The sequence below is a fragment of the Paenarthrobacter sp. NPDC090522 genome, from assembly GCF_044769225.1.
Lineage (GTDB): Bacteria > Actinomycetota > Actinomycetes > Actinomycetales > Micrococcaceae > Arthrobacter.
The window spans coordinates 37037-59871 of the sequence record NZ_JBIVXL010000011.1; the positions used below are offsets into that span (position 1 = coordinate 37037).

Genomic DNA, 22835 nt, shown 5'->3' on the forward strand with positions numbered 1-22835 from the left:
AAGTTGCAACTCAGTATTGCTAAGTACCGGTACTCAGTTCTACTATGTAGTGGTAGTCAGTAATACCGAGTAGTGAGGAGGTGTCCGATGGGCAAGCAAATGACGGAGATGCTCAAGGGGACACTGGAGGGCATTGTCCTGGCCCTCCTGACCGGGAAACCGGCGTACGGATACGAAATCACCACGCTCCTCCGGGCGCAGGGATTCACCGAGATCGCTGAAGGCACGGTCTACGCCCTGCTGGTCAGGATCGAGCAGAAGGGCCTGGTGGACGTCGAGAAACGTCCCTCCGAAAAGGGCCCGCCGCGCAAGGTCTACACGCTCAACGCCAAGGGCGAAAACGAACTGGACGATTTTTGGAACACCTGGAGCTTCCTGTCCGAACGGCTCGAAGAACTCCGCAAGGAAGGAAACTGACATGGCAGCAAAATGGATCGAACTGGTCACCGGATCACTCGAACAGAAGAAGCAGTTCAAGCAGGCCAGGGCCCGGCTGGAAGCCCTTCCGGAGCCATATGTCACCGTGGCCACAGCCTTTAACCGATACCTCATGTACTACGGCGGCGTGACCGAAGGCGACACCATGGTGCAGATGTTCGTCGACCTCGCTGACCTCTGGGAACGCGCCGCGATCGACGGTACCCCGGTGAGCGACATCGTGGGAGAAGACCCCATCGAATTCGCAGAAGCGTTCGCCCAGGCCTACGGCGGGAAGCGCTGGATCGACAAGGAACGCGACCGCCTCATCAAAGCCGTTGACAAGGCAAAGGAGAAGGAGTCATGACTACCGCAGTCCAGGCAGCACCGGCCATCCGCGTGCAGGGAATCGAGAAATCCTACAAGGACCTGCATGTGCTGCAGGGAGTGGACTTCGAGGTGGCCCCGGGCAGCATCTTCGCCCTGTTGGGATCCAACGGCGCCGGCAAGACCACCATGGTCAAGATCCTGTCAACGCTCCTCACAGCGGATGCCGGGGCTGCCGCCGTCGAAGGTTTCGACGTTGCGGCCGAACCGCTCAAGGTGCGCGAGTCCATCAGCCTCACCGGACAGTTCGCCGCCGTGGACGAGATCCTCTCCGGAAAGGAGAACCTGGTGCTCGTGGCCAAGCTGCGGCACCTCAAGGACCCCGGGCAAGTGGCCGATGGGCTGCTGGAGCAGTTCAACCTCACGGAAGCCGGGAGCCGAAAAGTGGCCACGTACTCCGGCGGCATGCGTCGCCGGCTGGACATCGCCATGAGCCTGATTGGCAGCCCCAAGGTGATCTTCCTGGACGAACCCACCACGGGTCTCGACCCGGAGGCGCGCCTTGACGTGTGGCAGATCGTCAAGAACCTCGCCAGGCAAGGAACCACGGTCCTGCTGACCACTCAGTACTTGGACGAGGCCGAGCACCTTGCGGACCGGATCGCCATCCTTCACCAAGGGCGCATCATTGCCAACGGAACCCTCGCGGAGCTGAAGCAGCTCCTGCCACCGGCCACGGTGGAGTACGTCGAGAAGCAGCCCACGCTGGAAGAGATCTTCCTGGCACTGGTGGGAACCAGCGGCGTCGCGGAAAGCCACGAAACAGCAAAGGAACGGTCATGAGCACGCACTTCCTCGCAGATACCTCCGTCCTGACCGGTCGCTCCATGCGCCACATCTTCCGGAGCGTGGACACCATCATCACCACCGCCATCACACCGATCGCCCTGATGCTGCTGTTCGTCTACGTCTTCGGTGGCGCGATCAGGACCGGCACGGAAAACTACGTCAACTACCTCCTGCCAGGCATCATGTTGATCGCCATCGCCTCGGGGATCGCCTACACCGCCGTCCGGCTGTTTTCGGACATGCAGGGCGGCATCTTCGAGCGGCTCCAGTCCATGCCGATCGCGCGGTCTTCCGTCCTGTGGGCCCACGTGCTGACGTCGCTCGTGGCCAACGGGTTGTCCTTGGTGATCATCGTGGGCGTTGCCCTGCTCATGGGCTTCCGGACCTCGGCAAGTGTGCTGGATTGGCTGGCCGTGGCCGGAATACTGGCACTCTTCACCCTGGCGTTGACCTGGATCGCCATCATCGCCGGACTGACGGCCAAGTCCTTTGATGGCGCTGGCGGGTTCTCCTACCCGCTGATCTTCCTGCCGTTCATCAGCTCGGCGTTCGTTCCCACGGACACCATGCCGGGCCCGGTGCGCTGGTTCGCCGAGAACCAACCGGTCACGTCAATCGTCAACACCATCCAGAACATCTTCGCGCTGCGACCCGTAGGAACAGACATCTGGGTAGCCCTCGCCTGGTGCCTGGGGATCCTGGTGTTGGCCTACGCGTTCGCGGCAAGGGTGTACCGGCGGAAGATCTCCTGATCTCCGGAAGTGAAACAAAGGAACCAACGGCTTAGCTCCCCTGTCCACAGCGGGAGCTTTCGCCATGCAGACCGATTCGCCATTTGTCAGACATAAGTTATAGCTTTACAGAACCAAATTTGTAACGGCCGTCACCATTTTGACGGTTCTGCCGAAGGGTTCTTGAACACTCATGTCCGACCAGACAACAACCGGGCAGCGCGCTGCCTCCAGCAGGGACGCCGAGCCCCATCTGTCACGCTCGCTCAGCAACCGCCATATCCAACTCCTGGCCATCGGCGGCGCGATCGGCACCGGGCTGTTCATGGGCTCCGGCAAGACCATCTCGGTGGCCGGTCCCTCGGTGATCTTCGTTTACATGATCATCGGCTTCATGCTCTTTTTCGTCATGCGGGCCATGGGGCAACTCCTGCTGTCCAACCTGAACTACAAGTCCTTCAGCGACTTCGCCGGCGACCTCTTGGGACCGTGGGCCGGCTTCTTCACCGGCTGGACCTATTGGTTCTGCTGGGTGGTCACCGGTGTTGCCGACGTGATCGCCATCGCCGGCTACGCGAACGAGCTCTGGCCGGGCATCCCCCTGTGGATCCCCGGACTCGCCACGATCGTCATCCTGCTGCTGCTGAACCTGCCCACGGTGAAGGCGTTCGGTGAGACCGAGTTCTGGTTCGCCCTCATCAAGATCGTGGCCATCGTTGCACTGATCGTGGTTGGCCTGGTCCTGATCTTCACCGGTTTCCAGTCCCCCGCCGGCACGGCCAGCTTCACCAACCTCTGGAGCCACGGCGGGTTCTTCCCCAAGGAATTCATGGGCTTCGTCGCCGGCTTCCAGATTGCCGTCTTCGCGTTCGTGGGCATTGAACTGGTGGGCACGGCCGCAGCCGAGACAAAGAACCCCGAGCACAACCTTCCCCGCGCCATCAACGCCATCCCGCTGCGCGTCATGCTCTTCTACGTCGGCGCCCTCATCATCCTGATGTCCGTTACCCCCTGGACGGAGTTCAAGGCCGGGCACAGCCCGTTCATCGCCATGTTCTCCCTTGCAGGCCTTGGCATGGCTGCCACGGTGGTGAACCTGGTGGTTCTCACCTCCGCCATGTCCTCGGCCAACTCCGGCATCTACTCCACGTCCCGCATGGTCTTCGGCCTCGCGAACGACGGCGACGCCCCCAAGGTCTTCGGCAGGCTCTCCAGCCGCAAGGTACCCCAGAACGCGTTGTTCCTCTCTTGCGTCCTGCTGCTCTCCGGCGTCGCGCTTCTCTACTTGGGCAAGGACGTGGGAGCAGCCTTCGACATGGTGACCACTGTGTCCGCCGTCTGCTTCATGTTCGTTTGGTCGATCATCCTGGCCAGCTACCTCGTGTACCGCAAGCGCCGCCCCGGGCAGCATGCGGCCTCGCCGTTCAAGATGCCTGGCGGCGTGGTGATGGTCTGGGCGGTCTTCGCCTTCTTCGCTTTCCTGGTCTGGGCGCTGACCACGCAGCCTGACACGCTGACTGCCCTGCTGGTGACCCCCGCGTGGTTCGCGATCCTCGGTATTGCCTACGCCATGGTCCGCCGCTCACCCCTCCACCAGGCCCGCGTGGCCGAATGGAAGGCAATGGCGCAGCGCGAAACCGCGGCAGCGCGCTAAGTCCAGCACGCAGAAAAGCCCGACGTCGGCACTCATGTTGAGTGCCGACGTCGGGCTTTCTTGCGCCTCGGTGAGAGAGCGTCCCCCAGAACGGGAGGTTCGGTGAGAGAGCGTCCCCCAGAACGGGAGGTTCGGTGAGAGAGCGTCCCCCAGAACGGGAGGTTCGGTGAGAGAGCGTCCAGGAAAAACGGGCGGAAGGTGAGAGAGCGTTAGAGCTCCGCCTTGCGGTCCTCCACCAGTTTCTGGACTGCCGGGAACAGCGGGTGCGACGGCGTCAGTTCCGTCACCCGTTCGACGACGGCGGCCGCGTCCAGTTCCGCAAGGAGGTTGGCGAGCTCCACGGCCTCGTCATCGGACCCATCGTCGAAACGGAGGGCCGCGGACATGGCCTCAAGCAGTGCCGAAGGAGTCACGCCCCGCTCGGCGAGCTCCGCAGCGGGACCGATGAAGCGCTCGTGCCGGCCCAGCTTCCGCAAAGGAGCACGGCCAACGCGAACCACCGTGTCCGGCAGGTGCGGGTTGGTGAAGCGGGACAGGATCTTCTGCACGTAGGCTTCCTGCTCGGCCTCCTCGAAGCCGTGCTTCGCCACCAGCAGTTCCTTGGTTTCCTCCAGGACAGCCCGGACCTTCGCGGCGACGGACGGATCAGCCATGGCATCGGAGATCTTCTCCAGCCCTGCCTGGTAGCCGAAGTACGCCGCGGAGGCGTGGCCCGTGTTAACCGTGAAGAGCTTGCGCTCGATGTACGGTCCCAGCTCATCAACGAACGTCGCGCCGGGGATGACGGGCGGGTTGGCACCGAAGCGCGTCCGGTCGATGACCCATTCGTAGAAGGTCTCCACCGTGACGTCCAGGCCCTGGCCCGGATCCTGGTTGGGAACGATCCTGTCCACGGCAGTGTTGGCGAAAACGGCCACGGAGTCCAAGTCCCCCGCGGAATCGTCCCAGGCCGCCCGGACCTCCACATGCAGGAGGTCCGTGGCATTGATGGCGTTCTCGCACGCCATCACCTGGAGGGGAGGCAAGTCCGCGGGCCGTGCGGCCAGCCCGCGGGCGATCACGGGGGCCACGAACTTCAGGATGTGCGGCCCCACCGCCGTGGTGACCACATCCGCCGTCGAGATTTCCTCCACGACGGCTGCTTCCTCGGTGCTCGAGTTCAGCGCACGGAAGCCGTCCACGGTCTTCACCGCGGCGTTCTCGCCAACCTCGTGTACCTCGTAGCTGTCCGCCGAGGCCAGCTGGCTGATCAGCGCGTCCGCAACGTCCGCGAACACCACCTCGTAGCCGGCCTCGTGCAGCAGCAGCCCCACAAATCCTCGTCCAATATTGCCCGCCCCAAAATGGACTGCCTTCACTATGCGTTGACCTTTCCGAACAGCTCCAGGACTTCCTCAACCGTGGTGGCCTCCTCCAACTGGGCAACCTGGGCCTTGTTGGTGAAGATCTTCGCGATGGAGGACAGGATGTGGAGGTGCTCATTGTTGATGCCGGCAACACCGACCACGAACTTCACTTGCTTGCCGCCCCAGTCGATGCCTTCCGGGTAACGGACGATCGAAACGGCCGAGTGCTTGATGTGGTCCTTGGCGTCGTTGGTACCGTGCGGGATGGCCAGGAAGCTGCCCATGTACGTGGACACGGATTCTTCGCGTTCGTGCATGGCGTGGACATAGCTGACGTCCACGGCGCCACGGTCCAGCAGGAGCTGGCCGGCCTCGTCGATCGCGGAATCGCGGTCACGGGCAGTGCCGTTCAGGGTGACGCTCTCGGCCAACAGCACGCCCTTGCCTCCGACGGCGGCACCCGGCTCAGCGGCATGCGCACCGTGGCTGGTGGCTGCTTCCGCTTCGGCAGCGCTGCTCGGGTGTGCGGCTGCGGGTCCGTCGGTGTTGCTGGTCTTCACGAGCTCCACGATTTCGTCGTACTTGGGGCTGTTCATGAAGTTGTCCACGGAGTAGTGCACTGCGCTGGAGGTCTTCGGCTGGGCACGTTCGGTGAGGTCCTGGTGCGTGACCACAACGTCGTAGGTATCGCTCAGGTTGGCGATGGCCGAGTTGGTGACCTTGACGTCCGGGAAGCCCGCTGCCTTGATCTTGTTGCGCAATACCGAGGCTCCCATGGCGCTGGAACCCATGCCGGCGTCGCAGGCGAACACGATGTTCTGGACGGGACGGGTGAGCACGGCCACGTCGCTGCGTCCGCCGCCTTCGCCTACCAAAGCGGAGGAAACGGAGCTCTTCTTGCCCTTCATGGCTTCCATGCGGGATGTTGCGGCGGAGAGGTCATCCTCGCCCTTGTTCTTGGACGTACGCAGGATCAGCGAGGCGATCAGGAAGGAGACCGTGGTGGCCAGGACCACCGCCAGGATCACGCCGAAGTAGCTGTCCCGGGCGGTCTGGGCAATGACGGCGATGATGGAACCCGGAGCGGCCGGAGCCACCAGGCCGGAGTTGGTCAGGGCCAAGGTTGCGATGCCGGTCATGCCGCCACCGATGGCAGCGAGGATCAGGATCGGCTTCATCAGGACGTACGGGAAGTAGATCTCGTGGATACCGCCGAGGAAGTGGATGATGGCGGCACCAGGGGCCGAAGCCCGGGCGGCACCGCGGCCAAAGAACATGTAGGCCAGCAGGATGCCCAAGCCAGGGCCGGGGTTGGCTTCGAGCAGGAACAGGATGGACTTGCCCTGCTCCAGGGACTGCTGGACACCCAGCGGGGTCAGCACGCCGTGGTTGATGGCGTTGTTGAGGAACAAGACCTTGGCGGGCTCGATGAAAATGCTGGTCAGGGGCAGGAGGCCGTTGTCCACCAGGAACTGGACCACGTTGCCGGCGCCCTTGCTGAATCCGGAGACCAACGGGGAGATGCCGTAGAACCCGAGCAGGGCCAGGGCCGCTCCCCAGATACCGGCGGAGAAGTTGTTGACCAGCATCTCGAAGCCCGGGCGGATCTTGCCGTCCCACAGGCGGTCGAGTTGCTTGATGGTCCAGCCACCCAGCGGCCCCATGATCATGGCGCCGATGAACATCGGGATACCGGCACCGACGATCACACCCATGGTTCCGATGGCACCCACCACGCCGCCACGGACGTCGTAGACCATCTTGCCGCCGGTGTACGCGATCAGCAGCGGCAGCAGGTACGTGATCATCGGGCCAACCAGGCCCACATTGGCAACACCCTCGGCGTTGGTGCCGAAGCCACCGAGCTGGGGCACGGGGATGTAGCCCTTCTCAATGAAGAGGGCCGTAATCAGGCCCCAGGCGATGAAGGCTCCGATGTTGGGCATGATCATGCCGGACAGGAAGGTTCCGAACTTTTGGACGCCAACGCGCAGGCTGGTGCGGGGCTTCGCAACGGTCTCTGTTGCCATGTGAATTCCTAACGTGTGTCCCGCGGCGGCGCGGGGTCAGTCGATATAGATCGAGAGAGGACAGCTTTAGGAGCTGCTGGAAATGCGGTGAAGCCACTCAAGGAAGAGCTTCAGTTCAGAGCTGGACAGTTGGTCTGAATGCGAGGCCTGCAGTGCCGCGTTCAGGGCGATTGCCGCAACAACCACGGAGGACTTACCGGAGTCCTCCGCTGCGGCGCCACGGGCTGTGTCCGTGGAGACGGCGAAAATCATGGAATCCCGGGTCATGGTTGAGAGCTCCAGGTTCCGGTCTTCCACCGGTTCGGCGATAAGCATGAGCGTGACGCCCACGTTGGCCGCGAGGATACTGCGTGCCGCCTCGCGGGGCGGCACATTGATCTGACCTGAGATGGCGGCCTTGTTCAGCATTTCCTCGAGGAGTGCTTCAGCATCGGCCACGATGGCTGGGCGGCTCTCCGGACGGATATTGCCGAACATCACCAGGTACAGATGGGGCTGGGTGAGGCCGAACTGGACGTGGTTATCCCACATCCGCCGCACGTCCTCCAAGGGTTCCCCGGACGGAGCAAAATCGCGCTCCCCTGCCACATACTCTTCAAAGCCGGCCGAAACGACGGCGTCGAACAGGCCTTCCTTGTCGCCAAAGTGGTGGTAGAGCGTAGGCGCCGTAACCCCCGCAAGCTTGGTGATCTGGCGCGTTGAGACCGCTGACCCCTCCGAATTCGCCAGCAATTCGGCAGCTGCGCGAAGCAACCGAATTTTCGGCGGAAGCTGGTCATCGAAACTCATAACCGCTACCCTAGCACCTATAGCGTTGCTATATGAAGTGGCTCACAACAGAATTTTGTAGGCTATTTCCACAGGCCCAAGGTGCCGTTGCCGGTGGGTCCGATCCAACAAGCAGGGAACAGAGGATTCAGTGCAGAATTTCCAAGGAGTAGGGGTAAGCCCTGGACGCATCATCGGTTCCGTCCGTCAGATGCCCAAGCCGGTGAGCGAACCGCCGTCGGGCGAACGGCTCGCCGCGGACACCAGCCCGGAAGACGCCGTCGCGGGCCTTAAAGCCGCCGCGCAGTCCGTCCATGACGAACTGAAGGGCCGCGCGGACATCGCCACCGGCGACGGAAAGGCCGTCCTCGAAGCCACGGCCCTCATGGCCAAGGACACCATGCTGCTGAAGTCGGCCACCAAGCTGATCAACGGTGGCTCGTCCCCTGAGCGCGCCATCTGGGAAGCCGGTGCGTCCGTTTCGGAAATGCTGCACAACCTGGGCGGCTATATGGCCGAGCGCGCCACCGACGTCCTGGACGTCCGCGCCCGCATCGTCGCCGAACTCCGCGGCGTCGCCGCCCCCGGCATCCCCTCCTCCGACACTCCCTTCATCCTGGTGGCCGAGGACCTCGCCCCCGCCGATACCGCCACCCTGGACCCCGCCAAGGTGCTGGCCCTCGTCACCTCCGGCGGTGGCCCCCAGTCGCACACCGCGATCATCGCCCGCTCACTGGGCTTGCCGGCTGTGGTTGCCGCGCACGGCGTTGACTCCGTGGCCGATGGCTCCGAAGTCTTCGTGGATGGTGCCGCCGGCTTCGTGGCAGTTGAACCATCCGAAGAGCAGCGCGCTGCCGCGACAGCATGGGCCGAAACATCCGCAACACTCGCCTCCTTCGACGGAAACGGCACGACGGCGGACGGTCACCCGGTGCCGCTCCTCGCCAACGTCGGAGGTGCCAAAGACGCGGTGGCCGCTGCCGGCCTGGGCGCCCAGGGCGTGGGCCTCTTCCGCACCGAATTCTGCTTCCTGGAACGCGATACCGAACCTTCCGGGGACGAGCAGGCCGCAGCCTACAAGGCCGTATTCGATGCCTTCCCCGGCAAGAAGGTGGTCCTGCGCACCCTCGACGCCGGAGCCGACAAGCCCCTGCCCTTCCTCACGGATGCCACCGAGCCCAACCCTGCACTGGGCGTCCGCGGCTACCGTACGGACTTCACCACGCCCGGCGTGCTGGAACGCCAGCTCGAAGCGATCGCCCGCGCTGCTTCCGAATCCGAAGCCGACGTGTGGGTCATGGCACCCATGATCTCCACGGCCGCCGAAGCAGGACGCTTCGCTTCCCTCTGCGCCGCAGCCGGTTTGCAGACCCCCGGCGTCATGGTGGAGGTTCCTTCCGCAGCACTGACTGCCGCCACGGTACTCCGGGAAGTCGGCTTCGCCTCGCTGGGCACCAACGACCTCACCCAGTACGCCATGGCCGCCGACCGGCAGCTCGGACCCCTTGCCGAGCTGAACACACCCTGGCAGCCGGCCGTCCTGCGGCTCGTGCAACTGACTGTGGAAGGCTCGGCGCAGGAGGGAAACAACAAGCCCGTGGGCGTCTGCGGTGAGGCCGCCGCGGACCCGGCCCTCGCCGTCGTGCTTACCGGCCTGGGCGTCACCACGCTGTCCATGACCGCGCGGTCCCTGGCCGCCGTCGGAACCGTGCTCAAGACGGTCACGCTGGAACAGGCGCAGGAACTCGCGCGCCTGGCTCTCTCCGCACCCAGCGCAACCGAGGCCCGCGACTGGGTCCGTGCCAAGCTCCCCGTGCTCGAAGAGCTCGGCCTGTAAGTTTCGCAAAACCAACCGCAAGGAGAAACCCATGCCCGAACGCACTGCCACCATTGCCAGCAAGTCCGGACTGCACGCCCGCCCCGCAGCGCTTTTCGCCGAAGCCGCCGGTGAACAGTCGGTGGATGTCACCATCGCCATGCAGGGCGAACCGGCGGATGAAGCGCTCGACGCCGCCAGCATCCTCTCGCTCATGACGCTCGGAGCCGCGAAGGGGGACGTTGTTGTGCTGCGGGCCGAGGGCGAAGGAGCCGATGAGGCGCTGGACGCCCTGGTGAAACTGCTGGAGACGGATTTGGACGCAGTGTAAGTTCCGGCGTCGCCGAACCTCCGATTCGATGGCTCGCTGCGCAGTGTGCCGTGCGCACGGCATGCTGCGCAGCGAAGCCCCGTTCCGGATGGTCCCCCGGCACCACTCCGCCCGCGTTAGGCTTCTGCCATGGCATTGATAGCTCCCCGCGTCACGGCCGGCCTGCCCGCCGACGACGCCCGGAACCTGGCACGCTCCCTCCAGGACAGCAACGACATCACGGTGTTCGTCGACGGCACCGTCCACCGCCTGCCGGACCAGGCGAGGGACGCCGTCGTAGACCTTCTGGCCCGGCTGGGCCGCGGCGAAGCGGTGACCGTCAGCAGCGTGGAAGAAATGCTGACCACGTCGCAGGCCGCCGAACTCGCGGGCATTTCGCACACCTATCTCCGCAACATGACCGACCGCGGCGAAATTCCTGTGGAATACCGGGGAACGCACCGCCGGATCCGACAGGCGTCGATCATCGCGTGGCTGGAGTCCCAGAAGCGGAAACAAGAAGAATCCGCGTCTGGAGACGACACGGGCGCCGACGCCGACGCCAGTTGAAATGCGTCCGGCAGATGTCGGAGTGATAAGGATCAAGCAACGATCCAAGCCAACGGGCCAGCACCCGCAAACACCGGGGTTACGCTTGTTTGGTGGGCAATTTCAAAGGGTGGCATATCGTGGCCGGGATGGCCGCAATGGCACTTGCCGCACCCTTGGGATCCGCTATGGGATTGAACTTCGTGGCCACCTTCATGTTCGCCTGCGTCGTATTCGTGGCGGTGGCCATGTGGACCGAATCACGGATTGCCCGACGCCGGGAGGCAGCGAACGCCGGCAGCGCACCTGACGCTTCGCGCCCCGCGGGAGACCCCGCCGAATCGGACGACGCCACGCGCGACTGACCCTCGGCGGCAAAGGCAAGGCGTCCAAACCGGGGAAAAAGCCGGCGCTTACTGTTTGAATAGCCATATGGCTTCGAGGTCCCGCTCCGTGGTTTGGCCGGTGGTACATGAGGAACGACGCGCCCTCATCAGGGATCTGGAGCCATTGCACGGTCCGCTCTGGAACGCTGAATCCTTATGCCCCGGCTGGAGCGTCCATGATGTGGTGGCCCACTTGATCGACTCCGCCAAGACCACTCGCCTGGGATTTGCCCGCGGGATGATGGCCGCACGCTTCGACTTCGACCAGGACAATGCCGTAGGAGTAGAGCGGGAACGGGCGTCCGACCCACGCCATACCCTGAAGTCCTTTCATGCCGTTGCCGCCAGGACTTCCGGACCTCCAGCCTCCTTGGCCACCCGGTTGGTGGAAGCGTTCGTGCATGGCGAGGACATCCGCCGCCCGCTGGCGATCAGCCACAGTTATCCTGCCGAGCACGTGGCCACAGCGTTGCACTACCAACTGAAGACCACCACCAAGATGGGAGGCGGCAAGGAGCTCGGAGCAGGATGGCGCCTCGTTGCGACGGATACCCGCTACGCGCGCGGCGAAGGTCCGGAAGTGCAGGGGCCCGCCATCTCACTGCTCCTCGCCGTCTCCGGGCGCGCCGTTGCGGGCCATGAACTGACAGGCCCGGGCGCGGACGTTTTCCTCCAGCGGGCGCGAGGGTAAGGCGCTGCGACCTAGCCTGGACGGGCGGCGAGGATTCCAGGAACTCGAGTGGTTGATTCGAGCCATCCGGCGAGGTTCCGGTCCAACATTCGAGCCAGCTTCAGGCAAGCCTCGTGGGCCTGCTGCACGGTGAGCCGATGCTGCTGACCGGGGAGCGGAAAGCCAGCCACAAATGGCTCATGGTGGGCGGCCCTGTTTCGTGCGGCATGGACGATCGTGACGACTCCCAATGTCCAGGTCCTTGTGAATTTCACGCCGTCGGCCGAAGCCACGGATCTTCCAAATCGAAATGCCCTGTTGAGGCAGCTATTCCAAAGAAGCTCATGCGAAGCCCGAAATCGCTGTGGTTCCCGCCCCACATATCCCCCTGGTTCCAAGAGTCCCTTCCAGAACCCGAACATCAAGCCTGCTATGAGGTGGCCGGAAGTGCGCCGCCCCTGCGGCAATTTCGACCAGGCCTCGGCCAACTTGTTCCGGCTCGGGCCATCCAGCCCAATATCTGCCGTGTACCAGAAGCCCCCGTAGGCAAGCTCCAGTTGCTTGGCCATAGCGTTCCTCACGGTCACTTCCACGATTGCGATGTCGGCCAAAAGGGCTGCCGAAACGTCACGATCCCAAATATAGAGCTGTCTCGCCAGCGAGTGATCGTAAGAGGCAGCGGCCATGTACGTTGCCATGCGGACTGGGGTGATGGCCTCGTTGAGGGCGCGGCTGTGGGCGCCGTTGGACCAAGTTTGGGCATTGGTCAGTACTCGGCGCTCCTTGCTAGACTGCAGATGAAGTCCCCGGACCCGCCTCTCTAGACATGAGCCATGATGCGGCCGGGGTTTTTTGTACGCCCATTCCAGGTAAGCGGCCGAAACAGAACTCTGCAAAAACCATCTTTTCCACAGGCCTCTCACTGAACGGGAAAGACTTTGAGCGCGAGGAACGGCGTGCCGCCGGGGCTGCCCTTGCTGGGCTCCGGGCCCGAGACTAGGCTGGCAGGGCAATGCAAATAATAAGGTTACTGAGGAAGAGGTTTGGCCATGACGAGCTACGACCCCGAAGACGACCCCCAAACGTTCGGCGTTTCCGGCGCCGCTGAACCGGACAGCATCCACGAGGATCCGGATATGCGGAAGGACGAAGACCAAGACCCCGCAGCATCGTCGAATCCGGATCCGGCCGACGGCAACGTCACCGGACTGGAGCCGGGCGGCGGAGTACCTCCGGGAGAAACCCCTCCCGGAGAAGGCAGCATGAGCGGCGACCAAGGCCATCAGGAGTAACCGCTCCCACATCAGTCGCCGAGCCGCTGGTCCGTTGTTGGGCAACGTCGAGACAGAGGCTTGGCGGCGATGGGGCGCTATTTCAGCCGCAGGATCTCGCCCAGATCGTAGTCTGCGGGTTCTTCCAGCTGCGAGTAAGTGCAGCTGTCAGGAGTCCGGTCCGGCCGCCACCGACGGAATTGGGTGGTGTGCCTGAAACGGTCGCCCTCCATATAGTCGTACGCCACCTCGATCACGAGTTCGGGGCGAAGCGGAACAAAGGAGAAGTCCTTACCGGCACTCCACCGGCTTTGGCCACCGGGCATCCTGGATCCCCCGGCGGACTCCTGGTTGGCCCATTCGCCCCACGGATGCTCGGCGAACTCCACCTGGTACGGCTCCAACTCCGCCACCAGGGCTTCCCGTTTGGCCATGGGGAACGACGCCACGACGCCCACATGGTGCAGGCGGCCCGAGTCGTCATAGAGCCCCAGCAACATGGACCCCACAACCTTCGCCGTTTTGTGCCAGCGGAATCCTGCCACCACGCAGTCTGCCGTCCGTTCATGCTTCGTCTTGAACATCACCCGCTTGTTCGGCTGGTAGGTGCCGTCGAGCGGTTTGGACAGCACGCCGTCGAGCCCTGCTCCCTCAAGTTGCACGAACCATTCCTTGGCGCGATCAAGGTCGGTGACCGCGGGCGTGACGTACACGGGCGGTTCGGCGTCGGCGAGCGCCTCTTCCAGTGCGGCCCTGCGCTCGGCGAAGGGCCGACCCATCAGGTCGTCATCCCCCAGGGCGAGCAGGTCGAACGCTACCAACGAGGACGGCGTCTTCTCTGCGAGCATCCGGACGCGGCTGTCGGCGGGGTGGATGCGCTGCTGCAGGCCCTCGAAGTCCAGACGGTTGCCGGAAATGAGGATAATCTCACCATCGACCACGCACTTCTCCGGAAGGTTCTTCTGGAGCGCGTCCACGAGTTCGGGGAAGTAGCGGGTCATGGGCTTCTCGTTGCGGCTGCCAAGGACGATCTCGTCCCCATCCTTGAAAACGATGGTCCGGAAGCCGTCCCATTTGGGTTCGTAGTGCCCCACATCGGGAATGGTGGGCACGGACTTGGCGAGCATGGGCGAAACGGGCGGCATCACAGGCAGGTCCATAGATCATGTCTACCGGCCAGTACATGCTCAAAGCTAGTGTTGATCCATGGATTTGTTGGCCGTGTTGGCTGCCGTTCTCTGCGGACCCGCTCTCGTTGCGCTCCTTTGGATATGGACGCGGCGCAGGGGCACTAAGCGCCCGGTGAAACGCGCGGCCCTGGCGGGCGTCCTGGGCATCGTGGACGAGATCTACCGCCCAGAAACCCACCAGGCGCACCAGGTACAAAAGGTCCAGCATGAATTGCCGTCTCCGGCTCCAGCGCCGAAGGGTAGGCGATAAGGCCACCTCGAAACCTTGGACGTTCCGTCCGTTACATTAATGTGACTTTACTTCCCTGCTCCTGTACGGTCGAAGGGCGACCCTGATCTCCGCTGGGCCGCTTCCGGGCTGACGCCGAGCTCTGCCGCATCCCGGAATCCGCCAGATCCGCGGCAGAGACGGGGGACCCAGAGTTCCCGGGCCTGAATTCCGCAGGCCCTTGGGGTGAAGCCGCCACGTGCGGCCGGACGGCCTCGTCCGAACCCGACAGCTAACCTCGCAGGCGTTGAGAGGCAATCACCCATGTCCCCAACCATGGATCAGCCGCGCCGTGCCCAGGAGGCCATCGAGCGCACCAAGCCATCCGGACGCCGTCGGGCCCAACCCAGCGGACAGTCCCCCACCAGCGCTGAAAGCACGACGGCGGCACCCGCCACTGCTGTCAATCCCACCCCGCCTGCGCCCACCGTGTCTGCGCTCACCGCGCCCATGACGCGCGCGGAGCGCCGCGCGGCCGAGCGCGAGGCAGCCGCCCAGGCTGTCATTGCGCCGGAGGCTTCGGTTTCGGACGATGCTGCGGCTCCTGCCTCAGTCCAGGGACCAAGCACGATCGCGGACGATGCTCCGCGGACCGCGTCGACCACGCCCGGGCCGCCGACGTCTGCGATCCCCGTGGTAAAGCCGGCCGAGCCTGCCTCCGACAAGGAAGCTGCTCCTGCGACGGCAGCCATTCCGATGGTGCAGCCGGCCGAGCCCGCTTCTGAGGCAGACCCCGCTCCCGCAACGGCAGCCATTCCGATGGTGCAGGCTGCTCCCGCGACTGCTGCCATCCCCGTGGTGAAGCCGGCCGAGCCCACACCTGAGACCGAACCCGCAACGGCCGCCATCCCGACGGCGCAGCCCGCCGTCGAGGCCGAGACCGCCACCGCGGCCATTCCGACCGTAGCCGCACCGGTGCTCGGTACGTCCAATGCCCAGCCTGAATCCAGCGCCCAGCCGAAGACGCCTGCACAGATTGCCGCCGCCGCAACCGCCGCCGCGGGCTTGGCAAGCCGGCAGGCCACCGCGGCCAAGGCAGCTGACGGTTCACAGCCGCGCCGCGCAACCACCTTTCCCGGCACGGGCACGTCAGCCGGCGCCGGCACTTCAGCCAGCAGCAAGCCGGTCACGGCAAGCAAGTCGGCCTTCGGTTCATTCGGGGCATCGTCCTTCACCCGGGAACCGCATGCCGTCCTGACCAAGGCCGCTTCCGTGAAGACCATGGGCCAGCGCATGGCCGTCGTGGCTGGAGCACTTGGCTTGGTCCTGACGGTGGGTACGGTCAGCCAGGCCCTGGATCTTCCGCTCTTCGGCCAGGACAACCAATCCCAGGAAGCCAGCGGCTCCTCCAAGGACGACGACGGACGGGCAACGGGCACGGCGTCACCCGGCCCCACGCCGTCGTACACCACAGCTTCGTCCACGTCGGCCGCCAAGACCGAAGCCGTGCAGCCCTCAGCCGACCCCGCACCGCCGGCAGCAGAGGCACCTGCTGCCGCGCCGGCGTCGTCCGCGGCTGCTCCCCAGGTTTCGCTGGCAGCCCCGCAGTGGGTACCGTCCACGGCTCCATCGGCTGTTGTCCCGGTGCCCGGCGTAACCTCTCCGGTCCCGAGCCAGCCCGCTCCGCCGTCGGACACCATCACGGCACCGACGCCGACCCCCACCACTACTCCGACGGTCACTCCGACGCCGACGCCCACCCCTACCGAGACGTCGAAGCCGAGGCCGAGCAACAGCCCAAAAGCAAGCAGCGCCCCTGAAACGACTGCGCCGACCGTGAGTGTGGACGGTTTGCTGGACATCGCCAAGGAGGCGCTCAAGTGAGCACACGTATGCCCCGGACCACCACACACGCCGGCTGGCACGGCCGCTATTGCAGCAGCAGCCGGACGGCGACGTTCCGCCGACGGATGGGCCGCTGGAGCTGCCAACGCTTGCGGCGCTCGTAGGACCCACAGCAAGACAATGAGGCAGCCACCCGCGCGGGTGGCTGCCTCATTCGCGTCTCCGCCGCCGGGTCACCCTAACAACCACGCGACCACCAGGAGCGCAGCGACGCAGAGCACGGTGGTGCACAGGATCACGTCCCGCGCCACAACCGTGCCGCGGCCATAGGGAGAAGCAAAGAGGAACACGTTTTGCCCGGTGGGCAGGGCAGCCATGATGACGCTTGCCAGCAAGTGGTTGCCGTCCAAACCGAACACAAACCGCGCCAGCACCCACGCCACCACAGGCATGCCTGCGACTTTGAGGAGCGTGGCCACCAAGGTCTCCACCCTCCCGTCCCCCTGCTGCAGCGGCGCTTTCCCTGCCAAGGACATGCCGAACGCCAGTAACACCATGGGCACGGCGGCCCCCGCCAGCATGTCGACGGGCTTCTGGACCAGTTCCGGCGCGTGCCACCCAGTCAGTGCCATCACGACGCCAAGCCCGGAGGCAATGATCATGGGGTTGCCCAGCGGCTGGAGGACGACGCGCTTCCAGTGGATCTTTTCGCCACCCGCCAGCCCCAGGATGGTGACGTAGAACGGGGCCAGGACCAGGAGTTGCACCAGGAGGACGGGAGCAACGTGCTGCGCTGTTCCCACAGCATAAAGGGAAACCGGGATGCCGATGTTGTTGGCGTTGGCGTAGCTGCTGGCCATGGCACCGACAGCCGTTTCCGCGACCGGTCGGCGAAAGAACAGGAAACTCAGCAGGCAATACAGAAGCCCCACGATTACGGCGGAGAGCAGCGCGAGCGGGGCATCAATTCCCAGCGCGGCACGGATATCGCTGCCGGCCACCACCGTATACAGCAACGCCGGATTGGTGATGTAGAAGGCCGTCTTGGTCAAGGCGCCTTGGACCTCGGGCGGCAGCACCTTCAATCGCACTGCCACGTATCCCACGGCGATGACCGCAGAAATAGTGAGGATTCCGGAAACGACGCCGCCCACACTGATCCTTCCGAGAGGTGAGAAACCGTTTTCTCAGAGTAGGCGGACGGTGTCCCGGCTGTCCATTTGGCTCCGCGGCGTGCGGTTCAGGTGCGCGGCGGGGTCAGATCCGCGGCCGCCCGGCCCAGCGGCGCGCTTTCAGCGCAGCATGCAGCTCCAGCCGGATGGCACCGCCCAGCGGATCCACGCCGATCAGTTGGCGGATCTTGCCAAGCCGGTTGTAGATGCTGCTGCGGTGCAGGTGGAGTTTGGCGGCGACGTCCTGGACCGAGCCGTCATTGTCGTACAGCAGCTCCAGGACGGGGAGCAGTTCGCCATTCCGGTCGTGGTCTTCGAGGGCACGGAAGTGCACGGATCCGGCGTCATCCCAACCCCCGGGAGCCTGCAGCCGGTCGAACAATTGGTAGACCCCCACGGACTTGCTGTCCACGAGCTCGCCGAGTGGAAGATCAACAGCGGCCGCCTGGGCGGCCACCTTCGATTGCCGGTACGCACCCGCAAGTTGCCGGATCACCTGGATCGGCTCGCTGATGCCCAGGATCACGCGATCCACTTTCCGCCCCGCGCGCTTCGCCAGTTCCAACTGGTAGTGCACCAAGACTTGAGCGTGATCGGCACGGCCGCCGGATTCGCGGAACAGGACCACGGAATGGGTCTCGGTCCCGGCACTGAACAGGGCCGCATCAACGCCGATGGTCGACTGCAGCGCGGCAGAGCGGTGCGTCAGCGTCGCCGCGAGAGGGTCGACGGCGGACCCGGCACCGTCCGCGTCCAGGATGGTCACCACCTGCCAGGGACCGCGGCCTTGGATTTCCTTCCAGCCTGCCACCGCCGCGACGGCGTTGGATTCTCCGCCACAGGCCGCCAGGAACTCCTGCTCCCTGCGCCTCCGGAACTCCGACTCGGCCGTGTTCGAGTCGAGCAGGAGCCCTGCCAGCAAGTCCAACTCGTCACGGACCCCTGGCAGTTCGGCGAGGATCGCCGTCGCGCTTTGCTCCTCAAGGTCCTGCTGGACCCATAAGTAGCCCACACGGAAACCCCGGACCAGCAAGGGGACGCACACCCGGCCCAGCATGCCTAGCTCGTCGTTCGCCGGCACCACAACAGGGCGCACCGCCGTCGCAATTCCGTGCGAGAGCTGCCACGCGCTGACGTCGCTTGGCACGCGCTTGCTGAGCAGGAAGTTCACGCGGACGCGGTCGGCGTGCGACTGGTTGGAACTGTAGGCGAGAAGGACGCCGTCGAGGTCTTCCAGGGAGAGTCCGCGCCCGAGCTTCAACGCCACGCGTTCAACGATTTGCTCCACGTCTTGCTGCATCCGGAAAGCGTACCAACAGCAGGCGACACTTGACGCTTGAGTGCTCGACAAATGTCGAGCAAAGAATCTCAAAAAGCCTGAATTTACGCGGTTCCTGCCAGCGCACTTCAGCAGCACTCATGTCGCCTGCCTCACAGCCGGATCTATTCTGGAATCACAGCCCACAGCAACAAAACCGGCCTTAAGAGGCCGCTGACGATGGAGCCCCACGTGATCATTGGCGTCCCCAAGGAAATCAAGAACAACGAGTTCCGCGTAGCCATCACGGCCGCCGGCGTGCACGAGTTCCGCACCCACGGACACACCGTCCTGGTGGAGCGCGGCGCAGGCCTGGGTTCGGGCATCACCGACGAGGAATACTCAATCGCCGGAGCCGAAATCGTTGCCGAGGCTGACGACGTGTGGGGCCGCGCGGACATGGTCATGAAGGTCAAGGAACCCATCAAGGCCGAATACCACCGCTTCCGCAAGGGCCTGATCCTCTTCACCTACCTGCACCTCGCTGCCGAGCCCGAACTCACCGCCGAGCTCATCAACTCCGGCGTCACGGCCATCGCCTACGAAACCGTGCAGGAAGGCCGCACCCTCCCGCTGCTCGCTCCGATGTCCGAGGTCGCAGGCCGCCTGTCCGTCGTCGTCGGCGCTTCCTCCCTCATGGCCCCGGCCGGCGGCAAGGGAATCCTCCTGGGTGGCGTACCGGGCGTCCGCCCGGCCAAGGTTGTTGTCCTCGGCGCCGGCGTTGCGGGAACCAACGCCGCTGCCATGGCGCTGGGCCTCGGTGCTGATGTCACCATCATGGACATCAACATCAACCGGCTGCGCGAACTCGACGCCCTCTACCAGGGCCGCCTGAAGACCGTCGCCTCCAACGCCTACGAGATCGAGAAGTCAGTTGTCGACGCAGATCTCGTGATCGGTTCCGTCCTGATCCCGGGCGCCAAGGCTCCCAAGCTGGTCACCAACGAACTCGTGTCCCGGATGAAGCCGGGATCGGTGCTGGTGGACATCGCCGTGGACCAGGGCGGTTGCTTCGAGGACACGCACCCCACCACCCACCAGGAACCGACGTACAAGGTCCACAACTCGATCTTCTACTGCGTTGCCAACATGCCCGGCGCCGTTCCGAACACCTCCACGTACGCACTGACCAACGTCACCCTGCGCTACGCCGTCGCCCTGGCCAACCTCGGAGTCAAGGCCGCTTTCGACCGCGACCCCGCACTCGCTGCCGGCCTCAACATCGCCGCAGGCCACGTGGCACACCACTCCGTCTCCGAGGCGCACAACCTGCCCCTCGTTGAGGACTGGCACAGCCTGGTCTCCGCCTAACGTCGGAGCCTCCTCAGGCGAACAACGACGGCGGGGTGCGGCTTCCATCGAAGCCGCACCCGGCCGTCGTTTGGGTTAAGGCGTCGCCGAGCCGTAGGGCGGGCTTGGTAACTGAAAGCTCCGGATGGTTCGCCTGAACTTCCCAGTTCTTGGGGCCCACAGGACTTCAGAGTTGAGGGCCTGGCCATGCCGATCAGGTCAAGACCGTCAGTGGGTTGGCGGCCACACGGAGTCGAGGTCTCCCGGGCCGCTGTGAGTTCACGGCTCTGGGATGCCCGTTACGGGATCCTCCACCGGACGGTCTTCAATCGAGGCTTAGAATGCAGTGCTTTCCGGTGGTTTGACCGTCTACATCGAACCCGATTTGCAGCGTTCGGGCACTGGGCGGAGGTACGGGGGTGTAAATCCAGAGTGCATCCCACTCTGTTCCGCTACCTGCCATCTTGCCGCCCACACGACGGTACTCGGTACCGACATCGTCAGTGAGTTCGATGCCAATCTGATCGAAGACAGCGATACTCGGCATCTGGGGAGGATATTGTTCCTGACCAACAATTTCTAGATCTTTGTCTCGTTCAGACCAATCCTGAAGGTCTCTCAAGAACTGGCTATCTCGAAGTTGGGTTTCGGTGCCGCGGATACCGTTTAGGTGCAGGTGGACACTCTGTTCGCCTGCCCTTTCTCCTATGTATCCGGGTGCCATATCCAGGTTGATACCCGCGAAACGTACGTCAATTCCGTCACTGTTCGCAATGACAAGGTCTGATGGGGCGGAAATGATGTTCATAGGCTCACCCTAGTCATCGTTCGGCCTGTTGCCCGGGCTAAGGCCGTCCCTCAAGCCGATCGCCTAACGGACGCTGGAGTATCCGCAGCGCCACTGGCTCGCGGGCGGGAACGACGGAGCGGTTCAGCTCTCCGGGTACTCTGTGCCTATGCAGGTTCGTGAAGCCACCATGGATGACCTGGGAGATGTGAATGCGGTCTGTGATGCCAGTGGCCGAACTCGTTGGACCAGTGCGATGATCGCTCCAAGGAGCGACCGCGTCGTTCTGGTGGCTGTCACACAGGATGAAGTAGTCGGCGTGGCCAAGACGCATCTCCACCCAGAACCCGAAGGCAACGCCCCAGCGGGCCACTATCTCGGTGGCGTGGAAGTCGCTCCGGGGTTCCGCCGGCGAGGTATCGGTTCTGCACTAACTTGGGCGAGATTGGAATGGATCTGGTCCCGGGATTCGATTGCGTACTACTTCACGAACGAACACAACACGGCATCCATCAGGATGCATGAGGCTCTCAACTTCAGGCCGGTCGCCCGATTCTCGGAGATTCGCGGAGTGACCGCTGACAGCGGTCAGTCAGAGCTCATCCTTTTCAAGGCGTCCCGGTAGGCGATCCTCCAGCGGACGCTCTCGGACGTATCTACAGCTGCATGCTCAAAACTGTTCGGACGGGGATATTCCCGCCCAGATCATCAGCGATGCGGTGCATTCCAATTTTCTTAGCCACCCGCTCTGAAGCTCGGTTACCCGGATGGATGATGGCTATCAGTTCCTTGGCTGCAAGATTTTGTCGGGCGTAGTCGCGACAAGCGGCGGCTGCTTCTGTCGCATACCCTTGGCCGTGCAGGTCCGAGCGCACGTGGTATCCGACCTCAAGCTTCTGTGCGCCGTTCACCTGCTGCCAGGTAAGGCCGCAGTCGCCTATGAAGTCTCCGTCATGCGTTTCGACAATCCATAGGCCGTACCCGTGCTCCGCGTAGTTCTCACGATTCCAGTGGATCCAGTTTGCGCTTCTTCCCGAGACTTGGGTGCGGGGTAGAAGCGCATCACCTCGGGATCTCCGAGCAACGCGGCCATGTTGTCGAGGTCCGCATCCGTCATCTCACGGAATTGCAATCGATCAGTCCGTTGTGGGGTTGGCATGCTACGACTCTATTTCCAATGGCAGCTGAGCTCGCAAGTCGATCCTTCAGCGGACAGTGGCGGTTATGGCAGCATGGGGACGCTTGCCGGGGTCTTGGCGCATATCAATCTCCAGCACGCGGAAACCAGCTTCTGCCAACAGGTGCCCCATGTGCTCGGTGGACCAGTAGTAGGCAGTAGTTACTGCGTGTTGGAAAGGTGTACCAGGCGGGCCGTCGAAGAATCCGAGGAGTAGTTGTCCTCTCGGGGCAAGGACCCGAGCGAATTCTTCTAGTGCCATGGGCACTTCGTCTGGGGGAATGTGAATGAGGGAGTACCAGGACAGCACGCCATGCAAGGCTTTGTCTGGGAAGTCCATGTCACGGAAGGATCCCACGCGAAAGGGCACGTCGGGGAAGCGAGCGCGGGCGCTCTCGATGAATTCAGGGACAAGGTCGATCCCTTCTATCGTCGAGTTTCGTTAGTGCAGGTAGTTAGTCCAGTGGCCTGGTCCGCACCCGGCGTCGATCATTTGACCGTCGATGCCCGCTGCCCAACGCCTGATGCGTTGCTGATCAAGCTCATGCATATCCTCAACAGAACCAAGAATGCGGGTGTACTCGGCGGCGTGGGTCCGGTACGCGGCCCGGGTAGATTCGTTCCCCATCTTTACGAGCCTAGTCCCACCAGAATGCTCACGCCGGACCAACAGGGATGCCCATAGGCCCGCCCGTTAAAGTGCCCGGTGAAGGTACCCCAAACG

Annotated in this window: 24 protein-coding genes, 1 pseudogene and 1 riboswitch; of the genes and pseudogenes, 14 read left to right on the top strand and 11 right to left on the bottom strand. The window is 63.8% G+C overall.

Annotated features, from left to right (window positions below; translation table 11 throughout):
* The first annotated feature begins 87 nt into the window (after nucleotides 1–87).
* The 5 genes from ACIQT2_RS15195 to cycA all read left to right on the top strand — a co-directional run bounded on the left by ACIQT2_RS15195 (nucleotide 88) and on the right by cycA (nucleotide 3978).
* Nucleotides 88–417 (top strand): PadR family transcriptional regulator, encoded by a 330-nt coding sequence (locus ACIQT2_RS15195; RefSeq protein WP_400333410.1) that lies wholly within the window; start codon nucleotides 88–90, stop codon nucleotides 415–417.
* A 1-nt stretch (nucleotide 418) separates the two neighbouring features.
* Nucleotides 419–784: a DUF1048 domain-containing protein gene (locus ACIQT2_RS15200; RefSeq protein ID WP_400333408.1), complete on the top strand. Its 366-nt coding sequence runs from the start codon at nucleotides 419–421 to the stop codon at nucleotides 782–784.
* Nucleotides 781–1587, top strand: a complete 807-nt coding sequence (locus ACIQT2_RS15205) for an ABC transporter ATP-binding protein (RefSeq protein ID WP_402947943.1) — start codon at nucleotides 781–783, stop codon at nucleotides 1585–1587. The genes ACIQT2_RS15200 and ACIQT2_RS15205 overlap by 4 nt, the downstream gene beginning before the upstream one ends.
* Nucleotides 1584–2345 (top strand): ABC transporter permease, encoded by a 762-nt coding sequence (locus ACIQT2_RS15210; protein ID WP_402947946.1) that lies wholly within the window; start codon nucleotides 1584–1586, stop codon nucleotides 2343–2345. Before ACIQT2_RS15205 ends, ACIQT2_RS15210 begins: the two co-directional genes overlap by 4 nt.
* A 172-nt stretch (nucleotides 2346–2517) precedes the next feature.
* On the top strand, nucleotides 2518–3978 hold the full coding sequence (cycA, locus tag ACIQT2_RS15215) for a D-serine/D-alanine/glycine transporter (protein ID WP_402947949.1): 1461 nt from the start codon (nucleotides 2518–2520) through the stop codon (nucleotides 3976–3978).
* Nucleotides 3979–4187: 209 nt separating this feature from the next.
* Here cycA and ACIQT2_RS15220 read toward each other — a convergent pair whose 3' ends face one another.
* The 3 genes from ACIQT2_RS15220 to ACIQT2_RS15230 all read right to left on the bottom strand — a co-directional run bounded on the left by ACIQT2_RS15220 (nucleotide 4188) and on the right by ACIQT2_RS15230 (nucleotide 8143).
* Nucleotides 4188–5336 carry a mannitol-1-phosphate 5-dehydrogenase gene (locus ACIQT2_RS15220; RefSeq protein ID WP_402947952.1) on the bottom strand — a complete coding sequence of 383 codons (1149 nt, stop codon included), beginning with the start codon at nucleotides 5334–5336 and terminating at the stop codon, nucleotides 4188–4190.
* On the bottom strand, nucleotides 5336–7354 hold the full coding sequence (locus ACIQT2_RS15225; protein ID WP_402947955.1) for a PTS mannitol transporter subunit IICBA: 2019 nt from the start codon (nucleotides 7352–7354) through the stop codon (nucleotides 5336–5338). Before ACIQT2_RS15225 ends, ACIQT2_RS15220 begins: the two co-directional genes overlap by 1 nt.
* 66 nt (nucleotides 7355–7420) lie before the next feature.
* Complete coding sequence (locus ACIQT2_RS15230; protein WP_397324597.1) at nucleotides 7421–8143, bottom strand: TetR/AcrR family transcriptional regulator; 723 nt, start codon at nucleotides 8141–8143, stop codon at nucleotides 7421–7423.
* Nucleotides 8144–8273: 130 nt separating this feature from the next.
* On the opposite strand from ACIQT2_RS15230, the gene ptsP reads away from it, so the two are divergent.
* From ptsP to ACIQT2_RS15255, 5 genes are all read left to right on the top strand, one after another.
* The gene (gene ptsP / locus ACIQT2_RS15235; protein WP_402947958.1) at nucleotides 8274–9959 is read left to right on the top strand and encodes a phosphoenolpyruvate--protein phosphotransferase; all 1686 of its coding nucleotides are present in this window, start codon (nucleotides 8274–8276) and stop codon (nucleotides 9957–9959) included.
* A 31-nt stretch (nucleotides 9960–9990) separates the two neighbouring features.
* The gene (locus tag ACIQT2_RS15240; protein WP_397324594.1) at nucleotides 9991–10269 is read left to right on the top strand and encodes an HPr family phosphocarrier protein; all 279 of its coding nucleotides are present in this window, start codon (nucleotides 9991–9993) and stop codon (nucleotides 10267–10269) included.
* Between the two features lie 129 nt (nucleotides 10270–10398).
* On the top strand, nucleotides 10399–10818 hold the full coding sequence (locus ACIQT2_RS15245) for a helix-turn-helix domain-containing protein (RefSeq protein WP_402947961.1): 420 nt from the start codon (nucleotides 10399–10401) through the stop codon (nucleotides 10816–10818).
* A gap of 92 nt (nucleotides 10819–10910) precedes the next feature.
* On the top strand, nucleotides 10911–11162 hold the full coding sequence (locus tag ACIQT2_RS15250) for a hypothetical protein (RefSeq protein WP_387435469.1): 252 nt from the start codon (nucleotides 10911–10913) through the stop codon (nucleotides 11160–11162).
* A gap of 67 nt (nucleotides 11163–11229) precedes the next feature.
* Nucleotides 11230–11874, top strand: a complete 645-nt coding sequence (locus ACIQT2_RS15255; protein WP_402947964.1) for a maleylpyruvate isomerase family mycothiol-dependent enzyme — start codon at nucleotides 11230–11232, stop codon at nucleotides 11872–11874.
* 11 nt (nucleotides 11875–11885) lie between these two features.
* Here the strand turns inward: ACIQT2_RS15255 and ACIQT2_RS15260 are convergent, their stop codons facing one another.
* The gene (locus tag ACIQT2_RS15260) at nucleotides 11886–12551 is read right to left on the bottom strand and encodes a hypothetical protein (RefSeq protein ID WP_402947967.1); all 666 of its coding nucleotides are present in this window, start codon (nucleotides 12549–12551) and stop codon (nucleotides 11886–11888) included.
* Between the two features lie 351 nt (nucleotides 12552–12902).
* On the opposite strand from ACIQT2_RS15260, the gene ACIQT2_RS15265 reads away from it, so the two are divergent.
* The gene (locus tag ACIQT2_RS15265) at nucleotides 12903–13145 is read left to right on the top strand and encodes a DUF6480 family protein (protein WP_397324588.1); all 243 of its coding nucleotides are present in this window, start codon (nucleotides 12903–12905) and stop codon (nucleotides 13143–13145) included.
* A gap of 77 nt (nucleotides 13146–13222) precedes the next feature.
* On the opposite strand, the gene ACIQT2_RS15270 is transcribed toward ACIQT2_RS15265, so the two are convergent.
* On the bottom strand, nucleotides 13223–14284 hold the full coding sequence (locus ACIQT2_RS15270; protein WP_402947971.1) for an ATP-dependent DNA ligase: 1062 nt from the start codon (nucleotides 14282–14284) through the stop codon (nucleotides 13223–13225).
* 409 nt (nucleotides 14285–14693) lie between these two features.
* Nucleotides 14694–14843: riboswitch (cyclic di-AMP (ydaO/yuaA leader) on the top strand.
* Nucleotides 14844–14846: 3 nt separating this feature from the next.
* Between ACIQT2_RS15270 and ACIQT2_RS15275 the strand changes: the two genes are divergently transcribed.
* Entirely contained in the window at nucleotides 14847–16406 is a 1560-nt protein-coding gene (locus ACIQT2_RS15275; RefSeq protein WP_402947974.1) for a hypothetical protein, read from the top strand.
* Between the two features lie 194 nt (nucleotides 16407–16600).
* Here the strand turns inward: ACIQT2_RS15275 and ACIQT2_RS15280 are convergent, their stop codons facing one another.
* Together ACIQT2_RS15280 and ACIQT2_RS15285 are read right to left on the bottom strand one after the other, a co-directional pair.
* Nucleotides 16601–17521, bottom strand: coding sequence for an AEC family transporter (locus tag ACIQT2_RS15280; RefSeq protein WP_402947977.1), 921 nt, complete (start codon nucleotides 17519–17521; stop codon nucleotides 16601–16603).
* A gap of 103 nt (nucleotides 17522–17624) precedes the next feature.
* Nucleotides 17625–18839 (bottom strand): PucR family transcriptional regulator, encoded by a 1215-nt coding sequence (locus tag ACIQT2_RS15285; protein WP_402947979.1) that lies wholly within the window; start codon nucleotides 18837–18839, stop codon nucleotides 17625–17627.
* Nucleotides 18840–19049: 210 nt separating this feature from the next.
* Here ACIQT2_RS15285 and ald point away from each other — a divergent pair, with 210 nt between their 5' ends.
* Nucleotides 19050–20168, top strand: a complete 1119-nt coding sequence (gene ald, locus ACIQT2_RS15290) for an alanine dehydrogenase (RefSeq protein WP_400333346.1) — start codon at nucleotides 19050–19052, stop codon at nucleotides 20166–20168.
* Nucleotides 20169–20472: 304 nt separating this feature from the next.
* Here ald and ACIQT2_RS15295 read toward each other — a convergent pair whose 3' ends face one another.
* The gene (locus tag ACIQT2_RS15295) at nucleotides 20473–20955 is read right to left on the bottom strand and encodes a hypothetical protein (RefSeq protein ID WP_402947984.1); all 483 of its coding nucleotides are present in this window, start codon (nucleotides 20953–20955) and stop codon (nucleotides 20473–20475) included.
* 148 nt (nucleotides 20956–21103) lie between these two features.
* Here ACIQT2_RS15295 and ACIQT2_RS15300 point away from each other — a divergent pair, with 148 nt between their 5' ends.
* A complete protein-coding gene (locus ACIQT2_RS15300; RefSeq protein ID WP_402947987.1) occupies nucleotides 21104–21559 on the top strand; it encodes a GNAT family N-acetyltransferase in 456 nt (151 codons plus the stop codon).
* Nucleotides 21560–21590: 31 nt separating this feature from the next.
* Here the strand turns inward: ACIQT2_RS15300 and ACIQT2_RS15305 are convergent.
* From ACIQT2_RS15305 to ACIQT2_RS15315, 3 genes and pseudogenes are all read right to left on the bottom strand, one after another.
* A pseudogene (locus tag ACIQT2_RS15305) lies at nucleotides 21591–22093 on the bottom strand (GNAT family N-acetyltransferase).
* Between the two features lie 46 nt (nucleotides 22094–22139).
* On the bottom strand, nucleotides 22140–22541 hold the full coding sequence (locus ACIQT2_RS15310) for a class I SAM-dependent methyltransferase (RefSeq protein WP_402948188.1): 402 nt from the start codon (nucleotides 22539–22541) through the stop codon (nucleotides 22140–22142).
* A 12-nt stretch (nucleotides 22542–22553) separates the two neighbouring features.
* Nucleotides 22554–22739, bottom strand: coding sequence for a hypothetical protein (locus tag ACIQT2_RS15315; protein WP_402947993.1), 186 nt, complete (start codon nucleotides 22737–22739; stop codon nucleotides 22554–22556).
* Between the last annotated feature and the right edge of the window lie 96 nt (nucleotides 22740–22835).

Excerpts from the sequence above, each read along its gene's own strand:
- ACIQT2_RS15285 (WP_402947979.1), bottom strand. The coding sequence starts at position 18,839 with ATGCAGCAAGACGTGGAGCAAATCGTTGAACGCGTGGCGTTGAAGCTC.
- ACIQT2_RS15240 (WP_397324594.1), top strand. The coding sequence starts at position 9,991 with ATGCCCGAACGCACTGCCACCATTGCCAGCAAGTCCGGACTGCACGCC.
- ACIQT2_RS15200 (WP_400333408.1), top strand. The coding sequence starts at position 419 with ATGGCAGCAAAATGGATCGAACTGGTCACCGGATCACTCGAACAGAAG.
- ACIQT2_RS15265 (WP_397324588.1), top strand. The coding sequence starts at position 12,903 with ATGACGAGCTACGACCCCGAAGACGACCCCCAAACGTTCGGCGTTTCC.
- cycA (WP_402947949.1), top strand. The coding sequence starts at position 2,518 with ATGTCCGACCAGACAACAACCGGGCAGCGCGCTGCCTCCAGCAGGGAC.
- ACIQT2_RS15245 (WP_402947961.1), top strand. The coding sequence starts at position 10,399 with ATGGCATTGATAGCTCCCCGCGTCACGGCCGGCCTGCCCGCCGACGAC.
- ACIQT2_RS15195 (WP_400333410.1), top strand. The coding sequence starts at position 88 with ATGGGCAAGCAAATGACGGAGATGCTCAAGGGGACACTGGAGGGCATT.
- ACIQT2_RS15300 (WP_402947987.1), top strand. The coding sequence starts at position 21,104 with ATGCAGGTTCGTGAAGCCACCATGGATGACCTGGGAGATGTGAATGCG.
- ACIQT2_RS15315 (WP_402947993.1), bottom strand. The coding sequence starts at position 22,739 with ATGGGGAACGAATCTACCCGGGCCGCGTACCGGACCCACGCCGCCGAG.
- ACIQT2_RS15275 (WP_402947974.1), top strand. The coding sequence starts at position 14,847 with ATGTCCCCAACCATGGATCAGCCGCGCCGTGCCCAGGAGGCCATCGAG.
- ACIQT2_RS15295 (WP_402947984.1), bottom strand. The coding sequence starts at position 20,955 with ATGAACATCATTTCCGCCCCATCAGACCTTGTCATTGCGAACAGTGAC.
- ACIQT2_RS15260 (WP_402947967.1), bottom strand. The coding sequence starts at position 12,551 with ATGGCAACGTACATGGCCGCTGCCTCTTACGATCACTCGCTGGCGAGA.
- ACIQT2_RS15270 (WP_402947971.1), bottom strand. The coding sequence starts at position 14,284 with ATGGACCTGCCTGTGATGCCGCCCGTTTCGCCCATGCTCGCCAAGTCC.
- ACIQT2_RS15230 (WP_397324597.1), bottom strand. The coding sequence starts at position 8,143 with ATGAGTTTCGATGACCAGCTTCCGCCGAAAATTCGGTTGCTTCGCGCA.
- ACIQT2_RS15210 (WP_402947946.1), top strand. The coding sequence starts at position 1,584 with ATGAGCACGCACTTCCTCGCAGATACCTCCGTCCTGACCGGTCGCTCC.
- ACIQT2_RS15255 (WP_402947964.1), top strand. The coding sequence starts at position 11,230 with ATGGCTTCGAGGTCCCGCTCCGTGGTTTGGCCGGTGGTACATGAGGAA.
- ACIQT2_RS15205 (WP_402947943.1), top strand. The coding sequence starts at position 781 with ATGACTACCGCAGTCCAGGCAGCACCGGCCATCCGCGTGCAGGGAATC.
- ACIQT2_RS15225 (WP_402947955.1), bottom strand. The coding sequence starts at position 7,354 with ATGGCAACAGAGACCGTTGCGAAGCCCCGCACCAGCCTGCGCGTTGGC.